At 43.2% G+C, this 20,857-nt stretch carries 21 protein-coding genes; 8 read left to right on the forward strand and 13 right to left on the reverse strand.

The genetic code is table 11. The features are described from left to right. Positions 1-232 precede the first annotated feature (232 nt). From lpxM to znuA, 3 genes are all read right to left on the reverse strand, one after another. Positions 233-1,201 (reverse strand): lauroyl-Kdo(2)-lipid IV(A) myristoyltransferase, encoded by a 969-nt coding sequence (gene lpxM / locus ACGF5R_RS08545; protein WP_112876051.1) that lies wholly within the window; start codon positions 1,199-1,201, stop codon positions 233-235. Between the two features lie 157 nt (positions 1,202-1,358). Continuing rightward, complete coding sequence (mepM, locus tag ACGF5R_RS08550; protein ID WP_112876052.1) at positions 1,359-2,666, reverse strand: murein DD-endopeptidase MepM; 1,308 nt, start codon at positions 2,664-2,666, stop codon at positions 1,359-1,361. Between the two features lie 20 nt (positions 2,667-2,686). Next, entirely contained in the window at positions 2,687-3,634 is a 948-nt protein-coding gene (gene znuA / locus ACGF5R_RS08555; RefSeq protein ID WP_112876053.1) for a zinc ABC transporter substrate-binding protein ZnuA, read from the reverse strand. Positions 3,635-3,710: 76 nt separating this feature from the next. On the opposite strand from znuA, the gene znuC reads away from it, so the two are divergent. Together znuC and znuB are read left to right on the forward strand one after the other, a co-directional pair. Next, complete coding sequence (gene znuC, locus ACGF5R_RS08560) at positions 3,711-4,469, forward strand: zinc ABC transporter ATP-binding protein ZnuC (RefSeq protein ID WP_262980115.1); 759 nt, start codon at positions 3,711-3,713, stop codon at positions 4,467-4,469. Continuing rightward, positions 4,466-5,251 carry a zinc ABC transporter permease subunit ZnuB gene (znuB, locus tag ACGF5R_RS08565; protein WP_112876055.1) on the forward strand — a complete coding sequence of 262 codons (786 nt, stop codon included), beginning with the start codon at positions 4,466-4,468 and terminating at the stop codon, positions 5,249-5,251. The genes znuC and znuB overlap by 4 nt, the downstream gene beginning before the upstream one ends. A gap of 93 nt (positions 5,252-5,344) precedes the next feature. Here the strand turns inward: znuB and ruvB are convergent, their stop codons facing one another. The 6 genes from ruvB to aspS all read right to left on the reverse strand — a co-directional run bounded on the left by ruvB (position 5,345) and on the right by aspS (position 10,681). Then, positions 5,345-6,352: a Holliday junction branch migration DNA helicase RuvB gene (gene ruvB, locus ACGF5R_RS08570; RefSeq protein ID WP_387690477.1), complete on the reverse strand. Its 1,008-nt coding sequence runs from the start codon at positions 6,350-6,352 to the stop codon at positions 5,345-5,347. 16 nt (positions 6,353-6,368) lie between these two features. Continuing rightward, positions 6,369-6,986, reverse strand: a complete 618-nt coding sequence (ruvA, locus tag ACGF5R_RS08575) for a Holliday junction branch migration protein RuvA (RefSeq protein WP_112876057.1) — start codon at positions 6,984-6,986, stop codon at positions 6,369-6,371. Between the two features lie 79 nt (positions 6,987-7,065). Further along, a complete protein-coding gene (gene ruvC, locus ACGF5R_RS08580) occupies positions 7,066-7,587 on the reverse strand; it encodes a crossover junction endodeoxyribonuclease RuvC (protein ID WP_112876058.1) in 522 nt (173 codons plus the stop codon). A gap of 111 nt (positions 7,588-7,698) precedes the next feature. Beyond that, entirely contained in the window at positions 7,699-8,442 is a 744-nt protein-coding gene (locus ACGF5R_RS08585; RefSeq protein ID WP_036806426.1) for a YebC/PmpR family DNA-binding transcriptional regulator, read from the reverse strand. A gap of 29 nt (positions 8,443-8,471) precedes the next feature. Further along, the gene (gene nudB, locus ACGF5R_RS08590) at positions 8,472-8,909 is read right to left on the reverse strand and encodes a dihydroneopterin triphosphate diphosphatase (protein WP_112876059.1); all 438 of its coding nucleotides are present in this window, start codon (positions 8,907-8,909) and stop codon (positions 8,472-8,474) included. After that, a complete protein-coding gene (gene aspS, locus ACGF5R_RS08595; RefSeq protein WP_262980116.1) occupies positions 8,909-10,681 on the reverse strand; it encodes an aspartate--tRNA ligase in 1,773 nt (590 codons plus the stop codon). The genes nudB and aspS overlap by 1 nt, the downstream gene beginning before the upstream one ends. Before the next feature lie 276 nt (positions 10,682-10,957). Between aspS and ACGF5R_RS08600 the strand changes: the two genes are divergently transcribed. The 3 genes from ACGF5R_RS08600 (at position 10,958) to cmoB (ending at position 13,215) form a co-directional block, all read left to right on the forward strand. Beyond that, complete coding sequence (locus ACGF5R_RS08600) at positions 10,958-11,353, forward strand: MAPEG family protein (protein ID WP_112876061.1); 396 nt, start codon at positions 10,958-10,960, stop codon at positions 11,351-11,353. A 135-nt stretch (positions 11,354-11,488) separates the two neighbouring features. Continuing rightward, the gene (gene cmoA, locus ACGF5R_RS08605) at positions 11,489-12,247 is read left to right on the forward strand and encodes a carboxy-S-adenosyl-L-methionine synthase CmoA (protein WP_112876062.1); all 759 of its coding nucleotides are present in this window, start codon (positions 11,489-11,491) and stop codon (positions 12,245-12,247) included. Beyond that, entirely contained in the window at positions 12,244-13,215 is a 972-nt protein-coding gene (gene cmoB, locus ACGF5R_RS08610) for a tRNA 5-methoxyuridine(34)/uridine 5-oxyacetic acid(34) synthase CmoB (protein WP_387690480.1), read from the forward strand. The genes cmoA and cmoB overlap by 4 nt, the downstream gene beginning before the upstream one ends. Before the next feature lie 38 nt (positions 13,216-13,253). On the opposite strand, the gene cutC is transcribed toward cmoB, so the two are convergent. Continuing rightward, positions 13,254-14,000 (reverse strand): copper homeostasis protein CutC, encoded by a 747-nt coding sequence (cutC, locus tag ACGF5R_RS08615; RefSeq protein ID WP_262980117.1) that lies wholly within the window; start codon positions 13,998-14,000, stop codon positions 13,254-13,256. 137 nt (positions 14,001-14,137) lie between these two features. Continuing rightward, a complete protein-coding gene (locus tag ACGF5R_RS08620; protein ID WP_112876065.1) occupies positions 14,138-14,722 on the reverse strand; it encodes a VOC family protein in 585 nt (194 codons plus the stop codon). A 648-nt stretch (positions 14,723-15,370) separates the two neighbouring features. On the opposite strand from ACGF5R_RS08620, the gene ACGF5R_RS08625 reads away from it, so the two are divergent. Next, positions 15,371-15,748 carry a LecA/PA-IL family lectin gene (locus tag ACGF5R_RS08625; RefSeq protein WP_112876066.1) on the forward strand — a complete coding sequence of 126 codons (378 nt, stop codon included), beginning with the start codon at positions 15,371-15,373 and terminating at the stop codon, positions 15,746-15,748. Positions 15,749-16,146: 398 nt separating this feature from the next. Here ACGF5R_RS08625 and ACGF5R_RS08630 read toward each other — a convergent pair whose 3' ends face one another. Together ACGF5R_RS08630 and ACGF5R_RS08635 are read right to left on the reverse strand one after the other, a co-directional pair. Beyond that, a complete protein-coding gene (locus tag ACGF5R_RS08630) occupies positions 16,147-16,725 on the reverse strand; it encodes a YceI family protein (RefSeq protein ID WP_112876067.1) in 579 nt (192 codons plus the stop codon). A 26-nt stretch (positions 16,726-16,751) separates the two neighbouring features. Then, positions 16,752-17,306 carry a cytochrome b gene (locus ACGF5R_RS08635; protein ID WP_112876068.1) on the reverse strand — a complete coding sequence of 185 codons (555 nt, stop codon included), beginning with the start codon at positions 17,304-17,306 and terminating at the stop codon, positions 16,752-16,754. Between the two features lie 527 nt (positions 17,307-17,833). On the opposite strand from ACGF5R_RS08635, the gene ACGF5R_RS08640 reads away from it, so the two are divergent. Beyond that, positions 17,834-18,571, forward strand: coding sequence for a cyclase family protein (locus ACGF5R_RS08640; protein ID WP_112876069.1), 738 nt, complete (start codon positions 17,834-17,836; stop codon positions 18,569-18,571). Positions 18,572-18,923: 352 nt separating this feature from the next. Then, entirely contained in the window at positions 18,924-20,654 is a 1,731-nt protein-coding gene (gene argS / locus ACGF5R_RS08645; protein ID WP_387690482.1) for an arginine--tRNA ligase, read from the forward strand. The last annotated feature ends 203 nt before the right edge of the window (positions 20,655-20,857 follow it).

A 20,857-nucleotide genomic window follows, 5' to 3' on the forward strand; every position in this document is an offset into this window, starting at 1 on the left:
ACTGGCGCGTTTCGCTTATCCAACAACGACCCGACGGTAAAAATAGATTCTTACCGTCTCTATTTCACTCAACTAATACTGTATTTGAAAATATAGAACCACCATTCAACTAATATATCAAAGTACAAATAATATGTTTTTTCACAAAACCCCCTAACATGCCCAACATTAGGGGGACAATAAAAACTTTCAAACTGTGATTATGGTTTTCACATATATCTTGCGATTAGAATCACAGATCTTCTCTGTTATACGGCTCAATATCACCCTCTTTCCGCGTCTTAAGCAATTTAAGTATCCAGGTGTACTGCTCAGGATTTGGTCGCACTAATTGTTCTAATTCTTCATTCATCCGACGAGCAATAAAAGCATCATCTTTGCCATCAATATCATCCATTGGTGGACGAATATAAATATCAAGCTGATGGGTACGGTAATTATAAACCGGAAACAGGGGCACAATAGCGGCACGACAAACCTTCATCAATCGCCCAATGGCTGGTAATGTCGCTTTATAAGTTGCGAAAAAATCAACAAACTCACTGTGTTCTTCACCATGATCCTGATCAGGCAGATAATATCCCCAGAAACCCTGGCGAACAGTGGCGATAAAAGGTTTAATTCCAGCATCACGGGAATGTAAACGACCACCAAATTGACTGCGAGCTTTATTCCACAAATAATCTGATACTGGGTTTTTTTGATGATGAAACATAGCCGCTGCTTTTTGTCCACCCGCCGTCAGCAATATCGCAGGAATATCCACAGCCCAGCCATGAGGAACCATGAAAATAACATTCTTCCCTTGCTCTTTCAGTTGAAGAATAATCTCTTCGCCATGCCAATGAGTCCGGTTTAACGTTGATTTTGTACCACGTAAACAAAGTTCAGCCAACATAACAAAAGGTTGAGGTGCGGTAGAAAACATCTTATCAATCAATGCCTCACGCTGTTGCTCTGTTAGTTCCGGCATACAGTAACACAGATTTATTCTTGCTCTACGACGAGCCCCTTTCGCAAACTTACCCGCCAGCCAGCCTATTTTAGCCAGCAGAGGATCACGCACTTTAACCGGCAGGTAAGCCAGCCCGGCCAACACACCAATGCCCAGCCATAATCCCCAGTAACGAGGATGCAAGTAAGATTTATGAAATGTCGGCACATAACCAACTTTACTGTCTGTATCTGTTTCTTTATACATGAGCTATCTCTTTTAAAACAAAAAGATCATTGTTCATTTCACATGTACAGGGGGTTATATCAACGATATCAACACACCTTTTTCTGAACATAAATAAAACGACAGCGGATGATAGCAATCATCCGCTTTAAAGTCTGTTACTAATGAACAATTAAACTCAATCTAACAGAAGCTGAGGCGTTACCTCTTTTATCGTTGCCAGGAATTCTGTGCGTTCTTTACCACTCAAACCTCCAGAACGCGGTAATTTCGCCGTTAATGGGTTTACCGCCTGCTGATTGATCCAGAATTCATAATGCAAATGTGGGCCCGTAGAACGACCAGTGCTACCGGACAACGCAATACGATCACCCCGTTTTACCTTCTGCCCTGATTTCACCAGCAGCTTTCTCAAGTGCATATAACGCGTGGTATATTGGCGTCCATGGCGAATGGCAATAAAGTTACCTGCTGCTCCATTATATTTGGAGACAATCACCTCACCGTCACCCACCGCCAAAACAGGCGTTCCCACCGGCATGGCAAAATCCACACCTTTATGCGGCGCAACCCGACCAGTAACTGGATTCACACGCCGAGGATTAAATTGGGAAGATACCCGAAATTGCTTGGTGGTTGGAAAACGCAAAAAACCGCGCTCCAGACCGGAACCTTGACGATCATAAAAACGCCCATCTTCCGCCCGGATAGCATAATAATCTTTACCACCACTATTTAGGCGAACACCAAGTAATTGGCTCTGTTCACTGTGACCATCCAACATTTCACGGGACAGCAATACAGAGAAACGATCACCTTCATGTAATTTACGCAAATCAATTTGCCATTGCAGTGCCTTAGTGACTTCACGTGCTTCACTGCTGGTTAAGCCGGCATTTAAAGCACTGCTGGTAAAGTTACTATCAACAACACCAACGACGACGCTGTTTTTCCACTCCCCTTTCTGAAACTCTTTTGTTTCTTTAAACAGATCGCCTTCACGGGTATAAATGCGCATTTCACGGCGGGAAACACCCCAAGTCAGCGTTTGCAAGTCACCCGCTTCATTGACTGTCCATGACAATGGCTGACCAATGTTCAATCCCCGTAACGCTTTATGCTGACTCGCGAGTAACGCTACATCAGAAGAGTCGATACCAAATTGGGTCAGAATATTACTGAGGGTGTCACCGTCGGAGACAATATATTCATGCGGAGTTTGAGCCGTGACCTCTGAGTTCGTCTCTTCATCAGGAATACCCTCGTCCGGTAGCTGTTCACTGCTATCTGCAATAATTTCATCACTATCGACGGGAAGGTTGATGGCGATGCTGCCGACTGTTGTTTCTTCTTGTTCATGATGATAAGCAATAGGTTGCCACATAGTGACAACCAATGTTGCTACAGTCAGCGAACCCAACATAATTTTATGCGGTCGCGGTAACTCCTTATACACCAGAACGATAGTTTTAACTATCTGTTGCACTCATTGAATTCCTTATTACTTTAATTCAGGCAACCCGCGTACTGTTCCGACAACTGAGTTATAAATTTCATATAGCTGTCCTTATCCAATACGATGCGGCCTCCTAACGGATCTAAAGTGCCCATACGCACTCCCGTATCCTTCGCCACAGCATTAATAACGGTCGGCCTGAATTGTGGCTCAGCAAAAATACAGGTTGCTTTCTGCTCAACCAATTGTGTTCGTATATGATGTAATTTTTGTGCGCCAGGTTGTATTTCAGGATTAATCGTAAAATGTCCTAATGGCGTCAGGCCATAATGCTGCTCGAAATAGCCATAAGCATCGTGAAAAACAAAATACCCCTTACCACGCACCAGCTTAAGAATATTAGCAATATTTTTGTCAGTTTGCGCAAGCTGAGTATTGAATTTACGTAGGTTTACGTCCAGCGCTGCTTTTTTATGCGGATAACGCGCTTGTAATTGGTCATAAATCCCCTGTGCGACCTGTTTTGCTATTTCTGGTGATAACCAGATGTGCATATTATATTCACCATGAGAATGATGTTCATGACCATCTTCATGTTTATGTTGATCCGATTTGGGTAAATCTTCATTATTTTTCAGCAATAATGGCCTAATCGTTGGCAATTGCGCTAAAACTAACTGTTTATTTTGTGGAACTTTGGCTAACGGTTTAGACAAAAAGATTTCCATCTCAGGTCCAACCCACACAACTAAATCTGCCTGATTAACTTTCTTAAGATCAGACGGTTTCAATGCATAATCATGCGGTGATGCCCCATCAGGTAACAGTACCTGCGTATCAGTTACACCCTCAGTTATTGCCGCAGCAATAAAACCCAACGGACGGATTGATGTCACAACATCGGCATTAACCGATTGTATCGTTCCTGACATGAAAACAGCAGTAATCGCAGTCTTGCAGAGAAACTTGTGCGCTAGTTTATATGATTTGTGTAACATAATGTAAATATCTCGTGGACAGAAACCAGAATTGTTATATTATAACATCTCAATATTCACGCAAGATATATTTAACATGTCGACACTCATCACTTTAAAAAATATTGCTGTTAATTTCGGCGATCGTCGGGTATTAAACAATATCTCTCTACATTTGCAACGAGGAAATATTCTGACGTTGCTAGGTCCTAATGGTGCCGGTAAATCAACTTTAGTCCGCGTTGTTTTAGGGCTTATTGAGCCATCATCCGGCACTATTGAACATACCGATGGATTGAAAATCGGCTATGTTCCACAGAAGTTGCATCTTGACCCCACCCTGCCATTGACAGTTAAACGCTTCATGATGCTAAAACCCGAGGTAAAATCTGGCGATATATTGCCGGCACTTGAACGAGTAAATGCTGCTCATCTATTGCAACAGCCCATGCAAAAATTATCCGGTGGGGAAAGCCAACGGGTTTTATTAGCCAGAGCACTATTAAATCAACCTCAATTACTCGTCCTTGATGAACCAACACAAGGGGTCGATGTTAATGGTCAATTAGCACTTTATGATTTAATCAATCAAATCAGGACCGAATTACATTGCGCTGTACTGATGGTTTCCCATGATTTGCATCTGGTCATGGCGAAAACAGACGAAGTTTTATGCCTTAATCAACATATTTGTTGTTCCGGCACACCTGAAGTTGTTTCAACTCACCCTGAATTTATCGCGATGTTTGGTCATCATGGTGCTGAACAATTGGCAATATACCGCCACCAACACGACCATCACCATGATCTGAAAGGGAAAATTAGCTTGGAAAATAACAGGGAATGCCACTCATGATCGAATTATTATTCCCCGGTTGGTTGGCCGGCGTATTATTGGCTATTGCTGCCGGGCCATTAGGCTCATTTGTTGTCTGGCGCAGAATGTCCTATTTTGGCGATACTCTGGCTCATGCTTCATTACTGGGCGTTGCTTTCGGATTATTGCTAAATATTAGCCCTTTTTACACAATTATCGCCGTCACTTTGATACTGGCAATTATTTTAGTTTGGCTGGAGAAACGTCCTCAACTGGCAATCGATACTTTGTTGGGGATTATGGCTCACAGCGCATTATCATTAGGGCTAGTGGTTGTCAGTTTAATGTCTAATGTGCGAGTTGATTTGATGGCTTATCTGTTTGGTGATTTGTTATCAGTCACCTATGAAGATATTTGGTTGATTGCCATCGGTGTCACCATGGTCACCACGCTCCTGTTCTGGCAATGGAACGCCTTGCTCTCTATCACCGTCAGTCAAGAAATGGCTTTTGTGGATGGAATTAAAATACAGCGGTTAAGAGTGCTGTTAATGCTGGTAACCGCGTTGACAATCGGCTTGGCAATGAAGTTTGTCGGCGCACTGATTATCACCTCCCTGCTCATTATCCCGGCCGCCACTGCTCGCCGTTTTGCCCGTACACCGGAGCAAATGGCCGGTATTGCTATTGCGGTTGGTACGCTTGCCGTCACCGGTGGATTAGCTTTCTCCGCCGTTTACGACACACCAGCTGGGCCTTCTGTCGTGCTATGTGCTGCGGTGATGTTTATTATCAGCCTGATCAGTAAAGCAAAAAATTGATCCACTGAGTGGGGATAACCCAGTTATCAGGAGAACGGGATAGGTTTCCCTTGCAGGGAGTACCCATCCCGATTTTTCAGGTAATTAAACAAGTCATTCCTGATCTCTGACCATACCAAAATGACGATAAGCATGTTCGGTGGCAATTCGTCCACGGGAAGTGCGTTGAATAAAACCCTGTTGAATCAAAAAGGGTTCCAGCACATCTTCAATCGTTTCCCGCTCTTCACCAATAGCAGCGGCAAGATTATCTACCCCAACCGGCCCGCCCATAAATTTATCAATGATGGCAATCAGTAACTTACGATCCAGATAATCAAAACCGGCAGCATCTACGCTCAACATATCCAGCGCTCTGGTGGCAATATTGCCATCAATCGCACCATTCCCTTTTACTTGAGCAAAATCACGTACCCGGCGCAGTAAACGATTTGTAATCCGCGGCGTTCCACGAGAACGCATGGCAACTTGCCGGGCGCCCTCGTCAGTGATCGACACCCCCATAAAACGAGCGCTGCGAGAAACGATACTTTGCAAATCGTCCACGTTATAAAACTCAAGGCGCTGCACGATACCGAACCGATCACGCAGTGGAGAAGTTAAAGAGCCTGCGCGAGTAGTAGCACCAATCAAGGTAAAAGGTGGCAAATCAATTTTAATCGAACGGGCTGCCGGCCCCTCGCCAATCATAATATCCAGCTGGTAATCTTCCATTGCTGGATAAAGAATTTCTTCCACTACCGGCGATAAGCGGTGAATTTCATCGATAAACAACACATCGTGCGGTTCAAGATTGGTCAGCATTGCCGCCAAATCACCCGCTTTTTCCAACACCGGGCCTGAAGTTGTGCGAAGATTAACACCCATCTCATTGGCAACAATATTCGCCAGCGTTGTTTTCCCCAATCCCGGCGGACCAAAAATCAGTAGATGGTCAAGAGCATCACCACGCTGTCTGGCAGCCTGAATAAAAATCTCCATCTGCTCACAGACCTGCGGTTGTCCGACATATTCAGATAACAATTTAGGTCTGATGGCACGGTCAACGGCTTCATCATCTGGCAAAACTTCCGCAGAAACCAGACGGTCAGCTTCAATCATGGCTTACCCCTGTAACTTAGAGAACAGCGCGAAGCGCTTCGCGGATAAGTGTTTCACAATCCGCGCCCGGTTTAGCAACTTTACTTACCATGCGGCTAGCCTCTTGCGGTTTGTAACCCAGAGAGACTAATGCCGCAGCAGCTTCCGCTTCGCTATCAACGTCAGAAGTTGTCTGTTTGGCCGTTGCCGGCAAATTAATATCACTGCTCTGATTGAAGAGATCGCCATTCAGCCCTTTAAAGCGATCTTTCATTTCAACCACCAGCCGTTCAGCGGTTTTCTTACCCACACCCGGTAGTTTAACCAGAGAAGCGATCGCCTCTTGTTCAATAGCAGAAACAAATTGCTGCGCAGACATGCCCGAAAGAATAGCCAACGCCAATTTAGGCCCTACGCCATTCACTTTAATTAATTCTCGGAATAGTGCCCGCTCCTGCTTATCATTAAAACCATAAAGTAATTGCGCATCTTCACGCACAACAAAGTGAGTAAACAGAACAGTCTCCTGTCCGGCATCAGGCAATTCATAAAAACAGGTCATTGGCATATGGACTTCATAACCAACGCCATTCGTTTCCAGTAAAACCAAGGGTGGTTGTTTTTCCAGCACAATTCCTCTGAGACGCCCTATCACTCGTTTACCCCCTAAAAAATAAAACTGATTGTTCTACTTATGGTTATAACATAAAAAAAGCTGGATGCATATCCAGCCGTTATCTTAAACGTCCACGTGCCAAGATTAATCTGGGATCACCAACCCGCAAAAGATTCTGATTAAAGTGACAATGGGTTATCGCAACGGCCAATGCATCTGCCGCATCGGATTGCGGATTAGCAGACAATTTCAGCACCGAGCGTACCATGTGTTGAACTTGGCTTTTTTCAGCCGCCCCGGTTCCGACAACCGTTTGTTTCACCTGCCGAGCAGCATATTCAAAAACCGGTACCGATTGATTAACGGCAGCAAGAATCGCAACTCCCCGCGCTTGCCCTAATTTCAGCGCTGAATCGGCGTTTTTTGCCATAAAGACCTGCTCGATGGCAAAAGCATCTGGTTGAAACTGCGTAATAATTTCAAAGATACCCGCATAAATACGCTGTAATCGGTTAGGCAGATCATCAACTTTTGTTCGGATACAACCACTACCAAGATAGCTCAAATGACGTCCCTGCTGACGGATCACACCATAGCCAGTGACGCGGGAACCCGGGTCGATACCTAAGATAATCGCCATATTTTATTTATTCGCCTTTGATTATCACCTTTAATATAAGGAGATAAAAACGTTAGAGAAAGTGTCCTGTACCACAGCACACTTTCTCTACGCTATACAACCCGATTGAAATTACAGCAAAGCAGCAACTTCATCAGAGATTTCGCCGTTATGGTAAACCTCTTGTACGTCGTCTGAATCTTCCAACATATCAATCAAGCGCAATAATTTAGGTGCGGTTTCCGCATCCAATTCCGCTTTAGTAGAAGGGATCATCGAAACTTCCGCTGATTCAGCCACAAAACCGGCGGCATCTAACGCATCTTTCACGTCACCAAACGTTTCTGGTGTAGTGTAAACATCAATCGCGCCATCATCATAGGTTTCTACATCATCAGCGCCGGCTTCCAACGCCGCTTCCATAACCGCATCTTCATCCAATCCTGGCGCGTAAGAAATCACCCCTTTCTTGGTGAACAGATAAGCCACCGAGCCATCAGTGCCCAAATTACCACCGGTTTTAGTGAAAGCATGACGAACGTCGGAAACAGTACGATTACGGTTGTCACTCAGACACTCAACCATCACCGCCGTTCCCCCCGGACCATAACCTTCATAAATGATGGTTTCCATGTTATCCGCGTCATCGTTGCCGACACCACGAGCGATAGCACGGTTCAGAGTATCGCGGGTCATGTTGTTGGACAGTGCTTTATCAATTGCAGCGCGCAGACGTGGGTTAGATGCCGGATCTCCACCACCCAAACGGGCTGCCGTTACTAGCTCCCGGATAATTTTGGTGAAAATCTTACCGCGTTTCGCATCCTGCGCAGCTTTGCGGTGCTTGGTGTTGGCCCATTTACTATGACCTGCCATAAGGTTCTCCGATAAAACGTCTAATAAACTTATTCAATAACAAACTCTTCAATCGCCTGCCGATTGCTCCACGACTTAGTGAGCTTTACTGCTTTATCCGCATCCAGCCACTGATAAGCTTGATGTTCAGTCAACAGGCATTCTCGCTCTTCCGGCAATGCCAGACAGAACCAGTACTCTTTATTGCGGGTGACTCCTGGAGCATAGCGATGGCGCAAGTGGGTAAAAATCTCATAATAAAGAGAACGCCGGCAATCTATCAGTTCAAGATTTTCACCTATAATATCAATACCGACTTCTTCTTGCACTTCACGTAATGCTGTCTCCCACGGCGTTTCATCTCCATCAAGGCTGCCAGTGACAGACTGCCAAAAATCAGGATCGTCCCGCCGCTGTAACATTAGCACCCGTCGGCTGGAAAACGCATAAATAACCACCAGTACAGACTCGGGGCGCTTATAAGCCATTATTGACTCTCTTTTCTAGCAACAACAGAGATTGATAACTCTTCAAGGGCCGCCGAATTGGCATAACTTGGCGCTTCCGTCATTAAACAAGCGGCAGCGGTAGTTTTAGGGAATGCGATAACATCACGGATGTTATCCGTTCCTGTCAGCAACATCACCAAACGGTCAAGACCAAATGCCAAACCTGCATGGGGAGGCGTACCAAATTTCAGTGCATCCAGCAAGAAGCCAAATTTCTCCTGCTGTTCCTGCTCATTAATGCCCAAAATACGGAACACCGCTTGTTGCATTTCATTACGGTGAATACGCACTGAGCCACCACCCACTTCGTAGCCGTTAATCACCATATCGTAAGCATTAGCAATAGCCGAAACCGGATCTTGCTCCAACTCCGCCGCTGACATATTACACGGTGAAGTAAACGGATGGTGCATAGCGGTCAGGCCACCTTCCCCATCATTTTCGAACATGGGGAAGTCGATAACCCACAGTGGCCGCCAGCTATCCAATTTTGTCAGGCTCAGATCGCGCCCTAATTTCAGACGCAACGCTCCCAAAGCATCAGTGACCACTTTTACATTACCAGCACCGAAGAACAAAATATCGCCATCCTGTGCATCGGTACGGGAAAGCAGACCTTCAATCACCTCTGCATTCAGGAACTTGGCTATCGGACTTTGAACCCCTTCCAGACCGGCAGCACGCGCATTGACTTTTATCCACGCCAGCCCTTTTGCGCCATAAATCCCAACGAATTTGCCATATTCATCAATCTGCTTACGGCTCAGTTCAGAGCCACCTGGTACCCGAATTACGGCTACGCGGCCTTTACTGTCATTCGCCGGTTCAGCAAAAACACTAAATTCCACATCTTTAACCAGATCAGCAACATCAACCAACTCCAATGGGTTACGCAGATCAGGTTTATCAGAACCGAAACGACGCATCACTTCGGCAAACGTCATCACCGGGAAATGCCCCAGATCAACACCTTCAATTTCAAGCCACAATTCGCGGATCATTTTTTCCATCATTTCCCTTACCTGCTCAGCAGTCATAAAGGAAGTTTCCACATCGATCTGGGTGAATTCTGGCTGACGATCCGCACGCAAATCTTCATCACGGAAGCATTTAACAATTTGATAATAACGGTCAAAACCAGACATCATCAGCAATTGTTTAAATAACTGTGGGGATTGAGGCAGGGCATAAAATTTGCCTTTATGAACACGACTCGGCACCAAATAATCACGAGCACCTTCGGGGGTTGCTTTCGTCAGCATCGGCGTTTCAATATCCAGGAAACCCTGATTATCCATGAAACGACGAACAAAACTGGTGATTTTAGCACGTGCTTTCAGACGATTTGCCATTTCAGGCCGGCGCAGATCAATATAACGATATTTCAGACGCTGCTCTTCACTGTTCGTCTGATTGCTATCCAAAGGCAAAGGTTCGGAGCGGTTGATAATATTTAAACTTTCCGCAAAAACCTCTATTTCACCGGTAGCCATATCTTTATTGATTTGACTGTCAGGACGGGCGCGTACAGTACCGGTGATTTGAATACAGAATTCATTACGCAGTTCAGCAGCCTGAGAAAATGCGGCTTGCTGATCCGGGTCAAAAAACACCTGAACAATCCCTTCACGATCACGCATATCAATAAAAATCAAGCCACCCAGATCACGGCGGCGGTTTACCCAACCACAAAGAGTCACCTTCTGGCCTTCATGGGTCAGATTCAACTGCCCACAATAATCAGTACGCATACAATATCCTTTTACTCGGCTGTTGTGCTGTTGCTGCGGAAATTTTGGCATCGTTCTTGAACTTGAAAAATGTCATGAAGTGTCAAAAAAGGTCGCCATTATAATGGAAATTCTGCTCAGAGATAAGGGCAGGTAATATTCCGATGCTATACCATTGCTTGATGTCTGATAATCGGGCAATTTATTTTCAATTCCCATCTATTTATAGCGACAGTTTTATTTTTGGGGTTTATCATAACTTAATTGGCCAATTTCGGTTAGGCAATGGAGTTAAAAATGGTTAGCTCGCTTTATGTTGTGTTGGGCGCACTATTATTGATTAAGCTGTCTTTTGATGTGGTTAAGTTAAGAACACAATATCGTGTCTCATATGGAGACGGTGGTTTTTACGAATTACAAACAGCGATCCGCATCCACGGTAATGCTGTGGAATATATTCCTATCTCTATGTTATTGCTAGTCATGATGGAGATGAACGGCTCAAATGTCTGGATGATACATGTCTGTGGTTTGATTCTGCTCACCGGCAGAGTCTTGCATTATTATGGTCTGCACCACCGTGAACTCCGCTGGCGACGTTCAGGCATGGTAGCAACTTATCTCTCAATCGTATTAATGGTGATGACAAATATTTACTACTTGCCTTGGGAACAGATATTTTCTCTCTACTAATCTAATAGTACTAGCGCTGAAATAACAGGCAGCAAACTCTGCTGCCTGGAATTATTGCGCTGATTACCCTTGCAGCCTTTTTGTGAATTTCTGTTAGAATGCCACCTTCTATTTTTTCTGATAATTAATGCTGTTATGTCAAATCAAGATCCTTACCATCAAAGGGATAGCCTGTTTGCCACGCCCATTGCCAATCTGGGAGACTGGCGTTTCGATGAACGGGTAGCCGAAGTTTTCCCTGATATGATCCAACGCTCCGTGCCAGGTTATTCAAATATTGTTTCCATGATTGGTATGCTGGCCTGTCGTTTCGTGACATCAAACAGTCAAATTTATGACCTGGGTTGTTCTCTGGGCGCATCAACCTTGGCAATGCGCCGCAATATTGCCGCTGAAAACTGCAAAATTATCGCCGTTGATAATTCCCCGGCAATGGTGGAACGCTGTCGTCGCCATATCGATGCTTTCCGGGCGCAAACACCGGTTGAAGTCATTGAAGCCGATATTCTTAATATCGATATTCAAAATGCTTCGATGGTCGTACTGAATTTCACCTTACAATTCCTCAACCCGCAAGATCGACAAGGTTTACTTAACCGGATTTATCAGGGATTACGTCCGGGGGGTGTTTTAGTTTTATCAGAGAAATTCAGCTTTGAAGATCAACAGATTGGTGAGTTACTGTTTAATATGCACCACGATTTTAAGCGTGCTAACGGATATAGCGAACTGGAAATCAGCCAGAAACGCAGCATGCTTGAAAATGTCATGTTGACTGATTCTGTAGAAACACACAAATCCCGTCTCCACCAATCCGGTTTTAACCACGTTGAAGTCTGGTTTCAGTGTTTTAACTTTGGTTCACTGCTAGCGATAAAAGGAGCCGATAAATGATCGATTTCGGTAATTTTTATCAACTTATTGCAAAAAATAACCTCCAGCATTGGCTTAATTGCCTTCCTGCTCAACTGCAAGAATGGCAAAAAGCGGCCCTGCACGGTAATTTTAAACCATGGGTAAAAACCCTGGAAAACCTACCCGAAATTTCACCGACCCAATTAGATCTGAAAAATGGCGTGATCGCAGAACGCGATCCGCCCCTATCCGAAGGTGAAAAAATTTGCCTTACCAATATATTGCGAGTATTCATGCCGTGGCGCAAAGGCCCATTCTCTCTTTATAGCGTAAATATTGATACTGAATGGCGTTCAGATTGGAAGTGGGATCGGGTACTGCCCCATATTTCTCCATTAACCGGCCGGACAATTCTTGATGTTGGTTGCGGCAGTGGTTATCACCTGTGGCGGATGGTGGGTGAAGGGGCTGAACTTGCCGTTGGTATCGATCCAACTCAGCTCTTCCTCTGCCAATTTGAAGCTGTCAGAAAGTTACTTGGCAATGATCAACGTGCCCATCTTTTACCTCTGGGCATTGAACAATTACCGGCACTAGCCGCTTTCGATACGGTTTTCTCGATGGGCGTTCTCTATCACCGCCGCTCTCCTCTTGACCATCTCTGGCAATTGAAAAACCAACTGGTATCTGAGGGTGAGTTAGTACTGGAAAGTCTGGTTGTTGAAGGAGATAAATATACCTGTTTAATCCCCGGTGAACGTTATGCTCAAATGCGCAACGTCTATTTCATCCCTTCGGCAAAAATGTTAAAAATTTGGCTGGAGAAGTGCGGTTTTGTCGATATAAAAATTGTCGATCAGGCAGTCACAACGACGGAAGAACAACATCGTACAGATTGGATGAAAACTGAATCGCTATCTGACTTCCTCGATCCTGCGGATAGCCGTAAAACCATTGAGGGTTATCCCGCTCCTCTGCGGGCGGTACTCATCGCCCGTAAGCCCTGACTTTAAGAACTGGCCCAACAGGGCCAGTTCACAATAGATTATTCAAATAAAGTCAAACTCAGCATCCCTTTCATCACCTCTACCACGCCACCATCAACACAATAATGTGAAAACTCATCCACTTCATTATCCGCGCTCATCGTCACCCCTGCTTTGCGGTAGGTCATGGTAGAGGGCATAATCCGGCTTGCCGAACTGTGAACTTCCGTTAACCCGATATCGATAAATTTATGAATATTACTCATACGAACACCCGCACCCGCCATAATAATTGGCCCCTGACTGGCTTGATGCAGCTCTTTCAATAAGGGTAATCCCAATTCGGCATTCTGTTGCTGACCGGAAGTCAATATTCGTTTAATACCAAGTTGAGTAAGTTGATCCAATGCCACATAAGGATTAAAACACATATCAAATGCACGGTGAAAAGTGACGGCCATATTGCCAGACAGTACCATCAATTGTTGCATACGGGGCAAATCAATATGTCCTTCTTCATCTAATACACCAAAAACGACGCCCATAAATCCCATATCACGGATCTGAGCAACATCATTTTTCATCACCTCAAAATCTGAGTGACTGTAGCAAAAATCACCACCTCTTGGACGTACAATGGGATGTACAGGAATAGTTAATTGCTCAATAGCCTGCTTCAACGTACCAAAACTCGGTGTTAATCCCCCTTCCGCCTGACTGGCGCAAAGCTCTATCCGGTCAGCACCCGCCTGTTGTGCGATTAATGCGCAACCCACGCTAAAACAACAAATTTCTAACTTTGTCATCAGAAGTTCCTTGGACACCCAGTTATTAACGAGCAATCAATGAATCTACGCGATTCAGTAGTTCAACTCACTAACTATGACACCTAATTATTGCCGATGATTTGTAGGAAATCACAAGGTCAGAATTTTTATCTGGATCACAAGGACGAAAAAGTTAATTTTGCCGACTGGTGCTCATTTTTAACAATTTCACGCAATGTAAATGGGTGAAACTTGACGGTGATCTCACCATCAGTGACAGCTAAAGTAGGATTAGGCAACCGCTCTTGTTCCCCTTTGGGTTGATTCTCTTTGACAAAAAAACCTGTCGGCAAAGGTTGCGGTAATAATGCTTTTGCTGCTGTTGATAAAAGCTCAGGTGCCACGGGCAACACCAGTTCCACATGTTCCCATCCCTGATGCAAGTAAGTTTTCTTACCAGGATAGGGCAGTTCAACACAATCGATTTGCCAATTAAGCACTATGATTGGTTGTTCTAAATCAAACAAACAGATTGGACGCCCATTAATGAGACTTTCTGACATCAAACTGCCACATTGCAAAAAACCTTTACGCCAGCGCTCGGCTACAGCGATGTCGTGACAACGCAGGGAGATATGATCGGCTTGATATTGCTCAACATCCAAATTAAGCCGCTGTTTGAACTGTGCCAATTTTTGCACAAACATTGCCAAATCAGCCACTAGATCCTGTAATTCAATAATAGAAGAAAAATGTGCCATATTATCCCAGTTAAGATGCGAAGATTAATATTCCCTTTGGCTCCTAACAGCCTAAGCGTTTTAAAGGTTTGCCGCCGTTTCAAACCTCGAATGATACTCTCGATTTGTAATAATTGAAATTTTATAGCACCAACACAAGCACTTTTTCAATAACCTTCATGAATTTTCATTACCCTATTTCACTCACAAAAAACCGCAATTAAGCGAAAAAACTTCTCTTGAAACGAGGTTTAATACCTTAACAAACAATTTATTATCCGTCTTTACCACCTCACATTTAGATCTCTCAGGATTTTCTTCTCTAATTCACTCAGAGCGTCCTGTATACCTTTTTTATAAATCAACAATAATCTGATGTGTGAAACGTACACTTTGTAGTAATAAATAACTGCTCCATGCAAAAAATACTATCTATCAATAAATTACTGTAACCATTCTATTTTAACGATTCAGGACAACTATTTAAAATAAAAAACAATTATAACATTAAATTAATCATCGCTCTAAAAATTGTTATTAACGCAAGTCACAACCTATGATGTTTTTCATTGTTCCTGACATCATAAAAATATAAATTTTCTTTCAGTCAAATATGTAAACATCTTTGACAAAACTATTTCTATAAAACATAATTTCAGAGGTAATACTATGTATAATTGGTCAGGAAGTGTTCCAGCTAATGCTGAAAATGGTAAACCTACAGGACTTATTCTCAAACAAGGAGATATAATCTCTGTTGTTGCACATGGATGGGTGAAATATGGCCGTGATAATGTTGAATGGGCATCACCTGATGGCCCTGTACCTAATAATCCACAGCCCCCACAAATAGCCACACTCATCGCTAAAATCGCCAACAGAAAGTTTAAAATTGGCAATGGAGGACTCCATAAAACAGTTCCTGTAGATGGAGAATTAATACTTTTATTCAATGATATACCGGGTACTTTTGGTGATAATTCACATGAATTTCTTGTCGATGTCATAATAGAATCTCGGTATTCCCCTCTAGAGGAAATAAAATAAAAACCACGTAAGCATGTATTACCAATAAAGTAATAAACATTTTCATTGATATAATGCCAAGTGAAAAATCACATCATTTCACTTGGCAGATAAGAAAAAGACCGCATTAAACAGCAGCCTCATCATCATTATTATTACTGTTCTCTACAAATGGATGCTTACTATGTCTTTCTCCAAACGATATATACCCGTCATCTTTCAAGTTGCCTCTTTGTTGGCTGCACTCTCTTACCCCGGTCACCAAAAACCACATACAATCAATCAACTGCAATAAACTGTATATAAAAACAGCACTATCCATCATACCAACTGAAAAGAAGGTTTTGCCTATCAATAAAACAGGCCACGCAATGCGCAGCCCTTAATAAATTGCACTAACGAGCTAAGTCATCAGCGTATTACTTTTCCCGAACACCTTCGATAGAAATCAATAAATCCGCTTCCTGTGATTTAGGCCCTAAATCTTTTTGGAAATTAAAGTCTTTCAGTTTGATTTTGCCGTAAGCATCAAAACCTGCGCGGTAGCCACCCCACGGATCTTTACCTTCACCCAATAGTTCTGCATTCAGTACTACTGGCTTTGTCACACCATTTAAAGTCAGATCACCTGTAACAACATATTTCTCCCCCTCTTTTTTCACTTCAGTTGACGTGAATTTTGCTTCAGGGTATTTCTCTGTATTAAAGTAATCTTTACTACGCAGGTGTTTATCACGTTCGGCGTGGTTAGTGTCCAAACTGGCTATTTTGATCGTCACATTAACTTTATTTGCAGCCGGATTTTGCTCATCAAATGTGAAAGAGCCATCAAAATCTTTAAATGTCCCATATAGCCAGCTATACCCCAAATGCTGAATGCGAAATCCAATAAAGGCGTGCTGGCCGGGTATATCAATTTTATAATTGGCAGCTAATGCAGAACTTGCATTTAGTAACAATGCACCCGCAGTCAGGCCAAGTAACGTCTTCTTCAACATATTCTTCTCCATAATCGTCTTTTATATTATTCAGGACGGAAACCCAGTATCCGCTTTAAGGTTGCATCACGGTCAATAAAATGGTGTTTTAATGCTGCAACAGCATGTAATAACGATAAAATTACCACTGCCCAAGCAAGGTAAAGATGAATCATTCCGGCAGTATCCGCCTGTTCGCCCTGACCGATTAATGTGGCCGGAACAATAAACCAGTCAAAAACAGAAATCGGCTGCCCATCAGCGGTCGAAATTAAATAACCACTAATCAAAATGCCAAACAATAAGATATACAACAAAATATGCATTAAAACAGCACTGACTCTAATCAAGCGGCTATAACTGGCTAATGGCTTGGGTGGTGGAGAAATAAAACGCCAGATAACACGCACAGCCATCATGATAAACAGCAACATCCCGATGCTTTTATGAATTTCAGGTGCTTTGTGATACCACGTATCGTAATACCCTAATGTCACCATCCACAGTCCTAGCGCAAACATGCCATATACGACCAATGCAACCAGCCAATGTAAAAGGACAGATAAGTGACCAAACTGGTTGGAAGTATTCTTCCAAAGCATAACAGTTCCTTTTTTAGGTAAATGTAGACTAGCCATTTTTTGAACTAATTCAATTATGAATGATATTAATCTCTTTTTTATTAAAAATCCCAACAAATAATTTGCAAAAGATTTTCAATTTTAATCAATGAAAACCACTTAAGGAAAAAACCATTATATAACAATAAGATAGGAATACATCACATTAATGATGATGCCGAAAAATATATAATATATATTTTTTTATTATATTTGATTTTAAATTTTAACTAATGTAAAAATCAATTATCTTATTTTCTATTATTTCTTTATAATTTTCCGCTTATAAGAATCATAACCTGATGTGCTCGTATCTGACGAGTCTAACACAAGCCTCAGTAGTCAGAAATGACGAGTCCGGCCGCCTTTATTTCGTATGTTCATTACTGGAACAATAAAAGTGAATAAAACATGAGGAACATCACTATTTACGGTAAAAAATCTTACAGCATTAATCATGCAATAGTGGTAAAAATAACATCAATAAATTATCAAAAATGAGGTTTTTTATGTCAAATAGCATTTTACAAGCGCTCACTTTATTGAAGTCAAAAAAATGGGTCGATTTGACGCATAGCTTCGATAAAGATTCTCCACATTTTTTTATGCTTGATTCAGCAGAGTTTAAAACACTTTTTGATTACAAAGATGGCTTTTTTGTTCAGCAATTTTCTTTTCCCGGCCAATATGGAACTCACATTGATGCTCCCTGCCATTTTGTTCCTAATACCCGTTATGTTGATGAACTGGAATTAAAAGAATTAGTTTTACCTTTAATCGTGCTTGATCAATCAGAAAGAGCAAAACAGGACCCCAACTTTTCACTTTCTAAAGAAGATATTCTTAAATTTGAAGAAGAATATGGAATTATTGAGGCAGGTACTTTCGTTGCGCTCAGAACTGACTGGAGTAAACGCTGGCCATCTCAGGAAAAAATGGACAATAAAGATGATTCTGGCAATAACCAAATACCTGGGTGGGGAATAGATGCCCTTAAATTTTTATTTGAGGAGCGTCATATTAAAGCCATCGGACATGAAACATTTGATACCGACGCCGCTAAAGATTTTAGAAAGAATAATGCCTTGTTGGGCGAAGATTATGTATTAAAGCAAGATACTTATCAGATAGAACTTTTGGCTAATTTGGACCAAGTACCTGTACGTGGCGCAGTTATTTTCAATATTGTAGCCAAACCTAAAAAAGCCTCTGGTTTTCCTGTTCGTTCGTTTGCCATACTGCCATGACTACTCCATCCTTGTGCCGTATATTCATTACGGCATTATATACCCGTTATCTTTCAAGCTGCCTCTTTGTTGGCTGCACTCGCTCACCCCGGTCACATAGTTACCTATGCTCCCGGGGATTCACTCCCTTGCCGTCGCGATCCATCTTGAAATCCATAGGGTATAGTCACCATCATGATTTTTCGATGAAATGCGTTTTTTATCTTCGCAACTTGGCACAAAACAACAGTAAAGTGGTATGTTATGTGTTGAATATGGTATAAAACTCGCCGTTTTTTATTATGAACCATTTTGCAAAGGATATTGTTTGCTACAATATACCTATTTCTTGTTCGTCATTTAAGGTAACCAGGTGAATATTCAGGCGATTCTTTCAGAAAAAGTCAGCCAAGCGCTGATTGCAGCAGGTGCTCCAGCCGACAGCGAAGCTCACATCCGCCAATCCGCGAAAGCGCAATTTGGCGACTATCAGGCCAATGGTGTTATGGCCGCCGCGAAAAAAGTGGGTATGCCTCCCCGACAACTGGCAGAAAAAGTTGTTAACCTGCTAAATCTGCAAGGTATCGCCAGTAAAGTTGAAATCGCTGGCCCCGGCTTTATCAATATTTTCCTTGATAAGGCGTGGATTGCAGCCAATATCGAAACTGCACTGAAAGATGAAAAGCTGGGCGTTACGCCAGCCAAACCACAAACTATTGTTGTCGATTATTCCGCCCCCAATGTTGCGAAACAGATGCACGTTGGTCATTTGCGCTCCACGATTATTGGTGATGCCGCCGTCCGTACACTTGAATTCCTCGGTCATAAGATTATCCGCGCTAACCATGTGGGTGACTGGGGAACCCAGTTCGGTATGCTAATTGCCTATTTGGAAAAAGTGCAAAACGAAAATGCCAGCGATATGGCATTGTCCGATCTGGAAGCTTTCTATCGCGAAGCCAAAAAGCATTACGATGAAGATGAAGCGTTTGCCATCCGTGCCCGTAGCTATGTCGTAAAACTACAAGGCGGTGATGAATATTGCCGTACCATGTGGCGCAAGCTAGTGGATATCACGATGGCCCAAAATCAGCAAACCTATGATCGTCTGAATGTCACGCTGACTAAAGATTCTGTCATGGGTGAAAGTCTGTACAACGATCTGCTACCCAGTATTGTCGCTGATCTGAAACAGCAAGGGCTGGCAGTAGAAAGTGATGGCGCAACCGTGGTTTACCTTGATGAGTATAAAAACAAAGAAGGTGAACCGATGGGCGTTATTATCCAGAAGAAGGATGGGGGTTATCTTTACACCACAACCGATATCGCCTGCGCAAAATACCGTTATGAAACCCTGCACGCGGACCGCGTTCTTTACTACATCGATTCCCGTCAACATCAACATTTGATGCAAGCCTGGACCATCGTTCGTAAAGCTGGTTATGTACCAGAATCCGTGTCACTGGAACACCATATGTTCGGCATGATGTTGGGCAAAGATGGCAAACCATTTAAAACTCGCGCCGGCGGTACTGTCAGATTGACCGATCTATTGGATGAAGCTATTGAACGTGCCAACACCCTTATCCGTGAAAAGAACCCGGATATGCCAGAAGATGAATTAAAAAAAGTGGTTGAAGCTGTCGGTATCGGTGCCGTGAAATACGCTGATCTCTCCAAGAGCCGTACCACAGATTACATCTTCGATTGGGATAATATGCTCGCCTTTGAAGGCAATACCGCGCCTTATATGCAATATGCTTACACCCGTGTTGCTTCCATCTTTAAACGTGCCGAAATCGATGAAAGCAGTCTGACCCTACCGGTTATCCTAAATGAAGATCGTGAACAAACATTGGCCACCCATTTGTTACAATTTGAAGAGGCCATTACCACCGTCGCCCGTGAAGGTACACCACATGTGATGTGTGCTTACCTGTACGATTTGGCTGGTCTATTCTCCTGTTTCTATGAACACTGCCAAATCCTCAATGCGGAAAGCGAAGAGTTGCGTCAAAGCCGCCTGAAACTGGCGCTCCTGACCGCTAAGACATTGAAGCAAGGTCTGAATACATTGGGTATTGAGACGGTAGAGCGGATGTAACAGGATAATCGCTGTTTTTCTGAAAAATTGGCGTGATTGGGCATATCTATTATCGCCTTATCACGCCTGTCACAATAGGCACTGCCACTCTTCATAATCCCCAACGCGACCACCACTCGCTGAGCGAATCCCGCTTGTTACAATTAATGTTCATATAAGCTACTCAGCGTCTGACGTGGATATTCAACCTGAGTGTCATTCCA

Source organism: Photorhabdus sp. RM71S, assembly GCF_042879355.1.
GTDB lineage: Bacteria > Pseudomonadota > Gammaproteobacteria > Enterobacterales > Enterobacteriaceae > Photorhabdus > Photorhabdus kayaii.

Coding starts and splice junctions, on each gene's coding strand:
- lpxM (WP_112876051.1), bottom strand. CDS start 1,201: ATGTATAAAGAAACAGATACAGACAGTAAAGTTGGTTATGTGCCGACA.
- znuA (WP_112876053.1), bottom strand. CDS start 3,634: ATGTTACACAAATCATATAAACTAGCGCACAAGTTTCTCTGCAAGACT.
- znuC (WP_262980115.1), top strand. CDS start 3,711: ATGTCGACACTCATCACTTTAAAAAATATTGCTGTTAATTTCGGCGAT.
- znuB (WP_112876055.1), top strand. CDS start 4,466: ATGATCGAATTATTATTCCCCGGTTGGTTGGCCGGCGTATTATTGGCT.
- ruvB (WP_387690477.1), bottom strand. CDS start 6,352: ATGATTGAAGCTGACCGTCTGGTTTCTGCGGAAGTTTTGCCAGATGAT.
- ruvC (WP_112876058.1), bottom strand. CDS start 7,587: ATGGCGATTATCTTAGGTATCGACCCGGGTTCCCGCGTCACTGGCTAT.
- ACGF5R_RS08585 (WP_036806426.1), bottom strand. CDS start 8,442: ATGGCAGGTCATAGTAAATGGGCCAACACCAAGCACCGCAAAGCTGCG.
- nudB (WP_112876059.1), bottom strand. CDS start 8,909: ATGGCTTATAAGCGCCCCGAGTCTGTACTGGTGGTTATTTATGCGTTT.
- aspS (WP_262980116.1), bottom strand. CDS start 10,681: ATGCGTACTGATTATTGTGGGCAGTTGAATCTGACCCATGAAGGCCAG.
- ACGF5R_RS08600 (WP_112876061.1), top strand. CDS start 10,958: ATGGTTAGCTCGCTTTATGTTGTGTTGGGCGCACTATTATTGATTAAG.
- cmoA (WP_112876062.1), top strand. CDS start 11,489: ATGTCAAATCAAGATCCTTACCATCAAAGGGATAGCCTGTTTGCCACG.
- cmoB (WP_387690480.1), top strand. CDS start 12,244: ATGATCGATTTCGGTAATTTTTATCAACTTATTGCAAAAAATAACCTC.
- cutC (WP_262980117.1), bottom strand. CDS start 14,000: ATGACAAAGTTAGAAATTTGTTGTTTTAGCGTGGGTTGCGCATTAATC.
- ACGF5R_RS08620 (WP_112876065.1), bottom strand. CDS start 14,722: ATGGCACATTTTTCTTCTATTATTGAATTACAGGATCTAGTGGCTGAT.
- ACGF5R_RS08625 (WP_112876066.1), top strand. CDS start 15,371: ATGTATAATTGGTCAGGAAGTGTTCCAGCTAATGCTGAAAATGGTAAA.
- ACGF5R_RS08630 (WP_112876067.1), bottom strand. CDS start 16,725: ATGTTGAAGAAGACGTTACTTGGCCTGACTGCGGGTGCATTGTTACTA.
- ACGF5R_RS08635 (WP_112876068.1), bottom strand. CDS start 17,306: ATGCTTTGGAAGAATACTTCCAACCAGTTTGGTCACTTATCTGTCCTT.
- ACGF5R_RS08640 (WP_112876069.1), top strand. CDS start 17,834: ATGTCAAATAGCATTTTACAAGCGCTCACTTTATTGAAGTCAAAAAAA.